Origin of the sequence: Marinobacterium sp. xm-g-59 (assembly GCF_013283315.1) — a bacterium.
Taxonomy (GTDB): domain Bacteria; phylum Pseudomonadota; class Gammaproteobacteria; order Pseudomonadales; family Balneatricaceae; genus Marinobacterium_E.
The window spans coordinates 365,469-373,511 of record NZ_WBYR01000002.1; the positions used below are offsets into that span (position 1 = coordinate 365,469).

An 8,043-nucleotide genomic window follows, 5' to 3' on the forward strand; every position below is an offset into this window, starting at 1 on the left:
TAAAGGGTATTATTGCGAACTTTACCGGCAGGCGCACTGATGCGCATCAACCACCGGTGGCATTCATAAAACGGAGTATTTGCGGTTCGTTCGCTAGATCGAAGTGGTGTTTTTCAGGCTTAAGATCCATAGAGTTGATGATCGCCTGTTCTAGCTTAGCAGCACGTAATTCAGGATCCGCTTCTGAGCGCAACAGATCACGCAGATCCATAGAGTGTTCGTTACCCAAACAGAGCAACAAACGCCCTTCAACAGTGACACGCACACGATTACATTCCGAACAGAAGTTATGCGAGTGCGGCGAGATAAAACCGATGCGCGTATTCGAATCCACCATGCGGTAGTAGGTAGAAGGGCCCGCAGTCTGCTCTTGCGTCTTCTCCAGTGGGTAGACTTGCTCAATTAACTGACGCACATCATCGCTAGAGCAGTAGGCCTCTTCGCGATCATGCTCAGTAATAGCACCTAAGGGCATCTCTTCGATAAAACTGATGTCCATGTCACGATCACGCGCAAAATTGACCAGATCGACCACTTCATCATCATTACGGCCTTTTAAGATCACCGCATTTAACTTAACGCGTTTAAACCCTGCAGCACAGGCGGCATCGATACCGGCAATGACCTGATCAAACTTATCCTTGCGCGTCAGCTCTTTAAAACGATCCGCCTTCAGCGTATCCAAAGAGACGTTGATGCGCTTTACACCGGCTTCAACTAGATCGTTCGCCATGGTCGGTAGTTGCGAGCCATTAGTCGTTAATACCAACTCAATGTCCAACTCACCCAACTTGCGGATCAGCGTCAAAATATCACGACGTACCAATGGCTCACCGCCAGTCAAACGCAGCTTATTGACACCCAGACGCACAAACGCAGCACCCACCTCATAGATCTCCTCCAGAGTCAGCACCTGCTCGCGAGGAAGAAAGGTCATCTCCTCGGCCATGCAGTAGACGCAACGGAAGTCACAACGATCCGTCACCGAGATGCGCACATAGTCGATGTGGCGACCAAACTTATCGATCAGTTTCAAAGGTGTATTCATGAGCTCAAGTATAACGACTCGTGTAACAGTTTTTTAGCAATTCTTTGCGAAACTTTACGCTCTAGATCAATGCTTTTGATCAGTTAACAGCCTATTATTAGATCATTCTAATTTAACTCCCTTAAAAAGGACCTCCCATGGATACCAAAGCAAAACTGAGCCACACCAGCGTTGCGCTGCACTGGATAGTCGCCCTACTGATGATCGGCTCAATGATCATTGGCCTGACACTAGAAGAGATGGAGCGCAGCCCAGAGAAGTTCGACCTACTGAAACTCCACATGACGGCCGGCGCCGTTGTATTTGGCTTTGCCGTATGGCGCTTAATGGTTCGTGTGAAAAACGGATTCCCAGAGTCACTGAGTGATGTCCCACCGAGGCAGAAGAAGATCTCCATCATCGTCATGAGCTTCCTGATTGCAGCGACACTGTTCATGCCTATCTCTGGTGTACTGATGCAGGTTGGCGAAGGTCACGCCGTAATTATCTTTGGAATGGAAGTGATCGCACGCAGCAACACAGAGATCGAATGGTTAGAAAAGCTCGGCCACATCGGCCATGGCCTCGGCAGCAAACTACTGATGCTCGCCTTCTTCCTGCACGTCGCTGCCAGCTTCAAACATATGCTGTTTGCAAAAGACGGCACCATGGCCCGCATTTTTGGGAGAAGGGTTTAGCCTAACGCCAAAGGGCTGCATAAACTCCAAAGATCTTGGTAAGTAAATAAAGGCTGGAGCAAAACTAATCCAGGTATTGCTCCAACACTTTATCAGCACCCATTAAAGGAAGAAGTCGCAGCAAAACCTGCTCAACAACCTGAATCTCTGACTGAATAATAAACTTAGCTTTGCGCTGCTTCCAGGAGAGAGTTTGGACTAAGCTCGAAGCAACTACAGATGGCTGGTCTAAATTGTTGACTGGTACTTCAGTAGAAGCACCACGGATGCTTGTACTTACAGGACAGCAAATAAGCAGGCCTGTTTGTTGATGGTATGCTTTAGATGATAGGACTAGAGCGGGACGATACTCACCGATCTCTTTACCCTTAACAGGTTCAAAATCTAACCAAATTATGTCACCACGAGAAGGAACGTAAGAATTAGACATTACTCGCACAATTCCGAAGTCATTGGCGAAGCCAGCTCATCCGCATGAGCAGAGTATGTATCTAACCCTTCAAGCAAGGACTCTTCAGTAAAAGGCAACTTTAAGTTTTTACCCTTCCTTTTGGGCTCAATAACAATTCGCCCCTCAGACACTTCAATGTTGATGGCTGAATTTATCGAAAGCCCTAAGTCGGACATAAAAGTAGATGGGATTCTTATAGCTGCACTATTACCCCATTTATTGATTTGAGATTTCATAACAAGCCCTATAGTTTATTCAATGTATATACACTAACACAAACACCCAGTGTCAACTTTGTATATACATCCAATAATTGGTTAAAAATGAATTAGCATGCATAAAGTTCTTTCGTAGACATCCACTAAAAGCGAAACCCTTAAGTTTTACAATTGTAAAACACGACAAAGAGTTATATCATAGTATAACTAAAAAGGAGAAGAGCATCATGGCTTCCGTAGCAGTTCGCCAGTCAGGTGGGGCTAATATAATTAGCATTCCAAAAGCTATTGTAAAAACACTAGGCCTCCACGTTGGATCAAAACTTGAGCTTTCAATTGTCGAGCAAAACATTGTGCTCACACCGATTGAAGAAAAGTTGACCTTAGAAGGATTACTTGCCAATAGTCCAAAGGAGTCCTTTGCTCCGCTAGACGAAGACAGAGAGTGGCTGGACATGAAACCCATTGGTAAGGAACTCTGATGTACGTTCCAGAGAAAGGAGACATTGTACTACTTAGCTTTGATCCCAGCTCAGGAAAAGAAATCATCAAAAGAAGGCCTGCCTTAGTGATTTCCCGAAACGCCTTCAATAAGCATACTGGATTCGTAATTGTCGCACCCATTACCAGTACTGTACGGGGCAATGCCTTAGAAGTTGAATTGGAAGATACATCGACCAAAGGAGTCATTCTTGTACATCAGTTACGCTCACTCGATGGCAAAAGTCGCGATATCAAGTTTATAGAAAAAGCCTCAACCTCTGTAACCGCAAAAGTCACAAAAATTGCTTTCACAATCATTAGCTAAAAATTGTGAACAATTTATGCGGTGATTGGAACGAGTCCAATTAACCTCAGATAAAATACAACTTCAGCTATCTTTTCAAAGCACTCAAAGAATCCCCAAAAGTAGCAATCAGCCTGCGCTTCTCCGAACTGCTCGAAACCATATACTAAAGACAACAAAACTATCAGCTGCAAAAAGAGGCCATAAACAGCCGTTTAATATAGAAACGGCTTGCTACAACATTTTTGAGCCGGGCTTTTACATAGCCTATAGCTTTTCTAGAAATTAGCTCAGTAATGGTAACGACACGAGATGATTGTTATTGCATCGTCATCAATTACGTAAACAAGCCTATTCGTATCATCAATTCGACGGGACCAAAAGCCCGATAAATTTTCCTTTAAGAGTTCTGGTTTGCCGATCCCTTCAAAGGGAGAACGCTTTACATCAGCAATGAGTTTATTAATACGCTTGAGTGTTTTTTTGTCTTGAGTTTGCCAATGCAGATAGTCACCCCAAGCCTCATCAGTCCATGCCAGCAAGCAACTACTCATCAATCACATCTCGTGCTGCCGTTTTACCAGCACGGTACTGTGTAATTGAACGGTTTAGGTGCGCTGCATTACTTGGTGAGCGAAGTAAATGGACGGTTTCCATAAGGCTATTGTAATACTCCAAAGACATAACGACTGCGTCTTCAGAATCTCGGCGTGTAATAACGATTGCATCAGCATCGTTGACTACGTTATCCAAAACGGTTTTTAAGCCATTTCTTGCTTCAGTAAAAGATACAATTCTCATAAGAACCTCTTCATATACATCCAATAGCAAAAATATATAGGCTATTGATCTACATGTACAGTAAGCTGAACATGATGTCTTTTCGAAGCCACCGGGTTTGCTCAGGAGCACTTCAGTAAATAGCGCTTACCGGACAGCAAATAAGCAAGCCTGTTTGCTGATTGAAGGCAACTTTAAGCTTTTACCCTTCCTTTAGGGTTCAATCACAATTCGTCCATCAGATAACCTCCACATCAATAAGATCATACTGTTTGTGTGTTCCTACGAAACGAACAAAAACAATTTTATATTCTCACAGCCAAACGCATGACGGAGGAGAGCATGGAATTAAAAGCCCGAAAACAACATATCAATTGATTTAAGTATTATTTGCTCATCACTCGAAAGAGAACAGACATAATCTTGCAACTCTCGATTCGGAATGGCTGCCAAAAATTGGATTGCTAAAATTCGCTTTTCTCCATCAACCGCAAATACCGGATTGAGACTAACTGCTGGCTTAAACGCGCCACCAACATCTAGAAGCGGAGCTACAACACGAGTACTGAGGCTATCCAATAGATCAGCTTGCAAATCCACAACAAGCCCGCCATCTTTTAAACGGTAAACATCGTACCTAGCCATTAAAATGACCTAAACTTTTCAAGAGGCAATCCATTCTCTTCAACGAATGCATTAGAAGACATTAGAGCCTCCTTATTCTCTTGAAGCCAAAGATCTCTTTGCTTTTGCTTAACGGCCTGCTGAATACCTACTTCTGCCGATCTAGAAATATTAACTCCAACCTCTTTGGCTATAGTTAATAGCTCTGCATCAATTGATAAATTAGTAGGACGCCTAGTGGTGGATCGTGAACTCGCCGTGCGCATATGAAAACCTCACATATTGATGTGTAAATTTTATGCGCATATAGATTGCTATGCAAATAGCAGTTTAGGCCTTAATAAGCCGTCGTTATCGTATTGGAATGGACTATATGAATCAGTGACTTAGTGTAGTTCGTTTTGTCACTTTTTGTTGTTTTTCATGCCTAACCGGTGTCTGACCTCCGGTCTGACACTACTTTCTGCCGCAGCTTCTCAGCTAATTACCGCGCCCGACAAAGCGCCTTAGACAACCTCGATACAGAATTGCGCTGATATCTCATTATCGGCTTCAATAATGCCGCCCGCTTCCCCTCTAGGGAACCATACTTAAGATCCCACTTAGCTACTGTTTTAAAGAGCTTCTGGGCTTCTCTAAGATCCGATTTTCTTTCATACCCTAGCGTAGAGTAATGAACATGATTCAGATTTTCAGCCACCTGCATAAAATGGTCACCACTGAAGTCAGAGCTCCAATAGGTCTTAGAATAGACAGCCATGACTCTTCTAAACTCAAGTAAAGCGTTTGCAGCTTCAACAGTTTGCTCATACCCATAACCTATAGCTAACAAGTCACCGGCGATTTCTTGAAACAAAGGGTCACTTGTATGTGTTGTCGCGACATTCAAGCCATGTTTAACAGCATTACGTGCAGAACGCTCTTTACCACGCTTAGAGATCGGACCGGTCGCTCTCCTATTCTTAGAGATGCTACTAGGCATTTTCAGACTCAATTAAAAGCTTTGAATTTTCGGCCTCAATCCGCTCAAGCTCTAGATCCATTTTTTTAACAATACGTTTCTTGAAGTCCACTGCATCTAGGCTTTTCTGAAGGTGCCTGAGATTCTGTACCTGCCGATGAATTAAATCATCTAGTATTTTTAATTTATCAATTTTATCTGAAGTTGCCTTAGACCTAAGCTCCTCAATAGTGACTCCCTTCCAAATATTTAGTTCTGACTCAAACAATTTGTATTCTTCAGAAAACCTTCCCTTCTCTATTGCTTCAGATAAACGAGGGGCTAATTTGGGAGCACCGGGCTTTGAGAAACTATAATCGCGAACAAGAGCAATCATTGCAGAATGCACCAAGGACTCTTTATCTTGCGTATGCCTTTTAATCCAGAAAAAACCCTGGGCAATTTGCTCTATGAGCAACACTGATAATACGGTAGGATTTTCGAGCTCATAGTAGAGCCCCTGCAGAACCTCCTCATACTCAAAGTTTCCCTCATCCATATGGATAGTACGAACTCTATTGAGAAGTTTTAAATGTTCGTCTTCGGCTATCACAGTCATAGCAACACCTATTGGTTATTTATACATGCTGTATAGATAACCACGTACAAACCGTTTTGGCAAATGTCATTTATGTTGCAAATTTAATAGCGCAGATAAACGGTGAGCAGACAACTGTTGGAGCTAGCCAAAGGCGAAGCGATTTTTGTAGGAGGGACTTTGAGCGAAGCGAAAAGCCCCGACCAATGTCGCCCCCTACTTCAAATGCAACATAACACCAGGATTCACAAGAGGATCCCCAGTAAACTCAACTCCCTCCTTCTCAAATGTGCTCTTTATCAATGCTAGATTTTGAATAGTAGCTTTGGGGAAACCATCCTGAAGTTCGTATCGTTTTACCGTAGCGGAACCAATGCCGCTGCGCTCAGCCAACTCTGTAGCACTCCACCCTAAAAGAGCTCGAGCAGCTTTTATTTGCCTTACTGATATCACTTATATTATCATCCGTGATACTTTAGGTATCACACAAGGTTTATTTAATTATGATCGATGAAATACTAGCATCATTCGACGGTGCTTTCGCAGAAAATACACTTCGCGCATACCGAAGCGATTTCACACACTATGAAAAATGGTGCGCATCTCATGACTGGCCACCAATCCCCGCTACAGCAGATCGCCTAGCTCTATACATTGAAGAGATGTCCAATAAATACAAAAGCGCAACAATACGTCGCCGTTTCAGTTCACTTTCGTCATTGTTTTATCTGACTAAATCACCTAACCCGGTTAATGAGCCTGAAGTTACCTTAGCCATGAAACGCATGCACCGCCAGATTGGCAGAGCTCAAAAACAGGCATCTCCACTGACCTTAAAATACCTAGAACAAATGAAGCGCAAATGTGACAACTCGAATCGGGGTATGCGCGATAAAGTACTACTTCAACTCGGCTACGAAACCATGCGTCGGCGCTCAGAAATCTGCGCCTTCAAATTTGAAGACCTAGAGCAAATGCCGAACGGTAAATACTCAATTCTGCTCCGCCAATCTAAGACAGACCAATTTGCCCAAGGCCGGTTAATACCAATCTCAGACACATTGGCCAAACTAATCATCAAATGGCAAAGTAGAGTTGGTGTAAATCGAGGCCGTATTCTAAGAAGCATTCGCAAAGATGATGCTATAGGCGATCAACTCTCATCTGCTTCGATGTGTAATATACTTGTAGACCTTCAGTATCGATCAAGACTCCGCCATTTACCAAACTTCAGCGGACACTCATTTCGTGTTGGTGCAGCGTTGGACTTACTTGAACGAGGAGTGCCCCTTGAAAAAATAATGCTTCGCGGCGGTTGGGGCGCGAAGTCTACAGCGCTGAAATACCTAGCTAGCTGGATAGGATCAGATATGGATGTCTATTCGGACGACATTGCATATGAATAGGCTACCTTTACTTTTCTCTTAAGGCTTTTTCTATCTCGCCAGCAAGATTACCAATGACATATTTAGATCCAAGAGTTGATAAATGATCGTCATCGGTGTAAAGCAAATGCTCATCAGTTGCACCCAAGCACCTTTCAGAATCACATAGCCCTTCATATAAATGCACTTGCTTTACATTAGGGAATTTAGCTAGTGTTTGATTCAATTTATCTGAGAACGTTCTCAGTTGTATATCCGCATCTTTTCTTGAAATAACACAATTCTCAGGTTTCCAATCTTCACCCTTACCCGTTCGTGGCAAACAAGAACGTTCGGTAAAACCCAGGTTAGGAACATCCCAAAGGTATACAACAGTTTTTCCAGCATCAAGTAATGTTTGAATAGTATTGACCTTTCCCCTTAGTTAGTACCACTTCTTCGATGAGATTTTGCTAAGCAGCACGCTTAGCGAATTCCTCTGGTGGCACATAGCCAAGTGCACTATGTGGTCTTACTTTATTGTAATGATCTCGCC

Annotated in this window: 16 protein-coding genes; 4 read left to right on the plus strand and 12 right to left on the minus strand. The window is 43.2% G+C overall.

The features are described 5' to 3' along the window. Positions 1 to 46: 46 nt before the first annotated feature. On the minus strand, positions 47 to 1,048 hold the full coding sequence (moaA, locus tag XMG59_RS04285; protein ID WP_173482927.1) for a GTP 3',8-cyclase MoaA: 1,002 nt from the start codon (positions 1,046 to 1,048) through the stop codon (positions 47 to 49). Positions 1,049 to 1,185: 137 nt separating this feature from the next. Between moaA and XMG59_RS04290 the strand changes: the two genes are divergently transcribed. Then, on the plus strand, positions 1,186 to 1,725 hold the full coding sequence (locus tag XMG59_RS04290) for a cytochrome b (protein ID WP_173494775.1): 540 nt from the start codon (positions 1,186 to 1,188) through the stop codon (positions 1,723 to 1,725). A 64-nt stretch (positions 1,726 to 1,789) separates the two neighbouring features. On the opposite strand, the gene XMG59_RS04295 is transcribed toward XMG59_RS04290, so the two are convergent. Further along, positions 1,790 to 2,155 carry a type II toxin-antitoxin system PemK/MazF family toxin gene (locus tag XMG59_RS04295; protein WP_173498267.1) on the minus strand — a complete coding sequence of 122 codons (366 nt, stop codon included), beginning with the start codon at positions 2,153 to 2,155 and terminating at the stop codon, positions 1,790 to 1,792. Next, positions 2,155 to 2,412: an AbrB/MazE/SpoVT family DNA-binding domain-containing protein gene (locus tag XMG59_RS04300; RefSeq protein WP_173498268.1), complete on the minus strand. Its 258-nt coding sequence runs from the start codon at positions 2,410 to 2,412 to the stop codon at positions 2,155 to 2,157. Before XMG59_RS04300 ends, XMG59_RS04295 begins: the two co-directional genes overlap by 1 nt. 209 nt (positions 2,413 to 2,621) lie before the next feature. Between XMG59_RS04300 and XMG59_RS04305 the strand changes: the two genes are divergently transcribed. Then, positions 2,622 to 2,876 (plus strand): AbrB/MazE/SpoVT family DNA-binding domain-containing protein, encoded by a 255-nt coding sequence (locus tag XMG59_RS04305; RefSeq protein WP_173498269.1) that lies wholly within the window; start codon positions 2,622 to 2,624, stop codon positions 2,874 to 2,876. Next, entirely contained in the window at positions 2,876 to 3,202 is a 327-nt protein-coding gene (locus XMG59_RS04310) for a type II toxin-antitoxin system PemK/MazF family toxin (RefSeq protein ID WP_173498270.1), read from the plus strand. Before XMG59_RS04305 ends, XMG59_RS04310 begins: the two co-directional genes overlap by 1 nt. Positions 3,203 to 3,471: 269 nt before the next feature. Here XMG59_RS04310 and XMG59_RS04315 read toward each other — a convergent pair whose 3' ends face one another. From XMG59_RS04315 to XMG59_RS12270, 7 genes are all read right to left on the minus strand, one after another. Beyond that, a complete protein-coding gene (locus XMG59_RS04315; protein ID WP_173498271.1) occupies positions 3,472 to 3,735 on the minus strand; it encodes a Txe/YoeB family addiction module toxin in 264 nt (87 codons plus the stop codon). Beyond that, a complete protein-coding gene (locus XMG59_RS04320; RefSeq protein WP_173498272.1) occupies positions 3,728 to 3,982 on the minus strand; it encodes a type II toxin-antitoxin system Phd/YefM family antitoxin in 255 nt (84 codons plus the stop codon). The genes XMG59_RS04315 and XMG59_RS04320 overlap by 8 nt, the downstream gene beginning before the upstream one ends. A gap of 327 nt (positions 3,983 to 4,309) precedes the next feature. Beyond that, complete coding sequence (locus tag XMG59_RS04330) at positions 4,310 to 4,606, minus strand: CcdB family protein (RefSeq protein WP_173498273.1); 297 nt, start codon at positions 4,604 to 4,606, stop codon at positions 4,310 to 4,312. Next, positions 4,606 to 4,851 carry a type II toxin-antitoxin system CcdA family antitoxin gene (locus XMG59_RS04335; protein WP_173498274.1) on the minus strand — a complete coding sequence of 82 codons (246 nt, stop codon included), beginning with the start codon at positions 4,849 to 4,851 and terminating at the stop codon, positions 4,606 to 4,608. Before XMG59_RS04335 ends, XMG59_RS04330 begins: the two co-directional genes overlap by 1 nt. A 218-nt stretch (positions 4,852 to 5,069) precedes the next feature. After that, positions 5,070 to 5,567, minus strand: a complete 498-nt coding sequence (locus tag XMG59_RS04340; RefSeq protein WP_173498275.1) for a hypothetical protein — start codon at positions 5,565 to 5,567, stop codon at positions 5,070 to 5,072. Continuing rightward, entirely contained in the window at positions 5,560 to 6,144 is a 585-nt protein-coding gene (locus tag XMG59_RS04345) for a hypothetical protein (protein ID WP_173498276.1), read from the minus strand. Before XMG59_RS04345 ends, XMG59_RS04340 begins: the two co-directional genes overlap by 8 nt. A 195-nt stretch (positions 6,145 to 6,339) precedes the next feature. Then, positions 6,340 to 6,576: a helix-turn-helix transcriptional regulator gene (locus XMG59_RS12270; protein ID WP_173498277.1), complete on the minus strand. Its 237-nt coding sequence runs from the start codon at positions 6,574 to 6,576 to the stop codon at positions 6,340 to 6,342. A 50-nt stretch (positions 6,577 to 6,626) separates the two neighbouring features. Here XMG59_RS12270 and XMG59_RS04355 point away from each other — a divergent pair, with 50 nt between their 5' ends. Further along, positions 6,627 to 7,529, plus strand: coding sequence for a tyrosine-type recombinase/integrase (locus tag XMG59_RS04355; RefSeq protein WP_173498278.1), 903 nt, complete (start codon positions 6,627 to 6,629; stop codon positions 7,527 to 7,529). 7 nt (positions 7,530 to 7,536) lie between these two features. Here the strand turns inward: XMG59_RS04355 and XMG59_RS04360 are convergent, their stop codons facing one another. Both XMG59_RS04360 and XMG59_RS12275 read right to left on the minus strand, forming a co-directional pair. Then, the gene (locus XMG59_RS04360; protein ID WP_371743728.1) at positions 7,537 to 7,911 is read right to left on the minus strand and encodes an SGNH hydrolase domain-containing protein; all 375 of its coding nucleotides are present in this window, start codon (positions 7,909 to 7,911) and stop codon (positions 7,537 to 7,539) included. Positions 7,912 to 7,960: 49 nt separating this feature from the next. Then, on the minus strand, positions 7,961 to 8,043 hold an 83-nt coding region (locus XMG59_RS12275; RefSeq protein WP_173489325.1), incomplete at its 5' end, for an integrase core domain-containing protein.

Coding starts and splice junctions, on each gene's coding strand:
- XMG59_RS04345 (WP_173498276.1), bottom strand. CDS start 6,144: ATGACTGTGATAGCCGAAGACGAACATTTAAAACTTCTCAATAGAGTT.
- XMG59_RS04295 (WP_173498267.1), bottom strand. CDS start 2,155: ATGTCTAATTCTTACGTTCCTTCTCGTGGTGACATAATTTGGTTAGAT.
- XMG59_RS04290 (WP_173494775.1), top strand. CDS start 1,186: ATGGATACCAAAGCAAAACTGAGCCACACCAGCGTTGCGCTGCACTGG.
- XMG59_RS04310 (WP_173498270.1), top strand. CDS start 2,876: ATGTACGTTCCAGAGAAAGGAGACATTGTACTACTTAGCTTTGATCCC.
- XMG59_RS04355 (WP_173498278.1), top strand. CDS start 6,627: ATGATCGATGAAATACTAGCATCATTCGACGGTGCTTTCGCAGAAAAT.
- XMG59_RS04300 (WP_173498268.1), bottom strand. CDS start 2,412: ATGAAATCTCAAATCAATAAATGGGGTAATAGTGCAGCTATAAGAATC.
- XMG59_RS04330 (WP_173498273.1), bottom strand. CDS start 4,606: ATGGCTAGGTACGATGTTTACCGTTTAAAAGATGGCGGGCTTGTTGTG.
- XMG59_RS04315 (WP_173498271.1), bottom strand. CDS start 3,735: ATGAGTAGTTGCTTGCTGGCATGGACTGATGAGGCTTGGGGTGACTAT.
- XMG59_RS04335 (WP_173498274.1), bottom strand. CDS start 4,851: ATGCGCACGGCGAGTTCACGATCCACCACTAGGCGTCCTACTAATTTA.
- moaA (WP_173482927.1), bottom strand. CDS start 1,048: ATGAATACACCTTTGAAACTGATCGATAAGTTTGGTCGCCACATCGAC.
- XMG59_RS04305 (WP_173498269.1), top strand. CDS start 2,622: ATGGCTTCCGTAGCAGTTCGCCAGTCAGGTGGGGCTAATATAATTAGC.
- XMG59_RS04340 (WP_173498275.1), bottom strand. CDS start 5,567: ATGCCTAGTAGCATCTCTAAGAATAGGAGAGCGACCGGTCCGATCTCT.
- XMG59_RS04320 (WP_173498272.1), bottom strand. CDS start 3,982: ATGAGAATTGTATCTTTTACTGAAGCAAGAAATGGCTTAAAAACCGTT.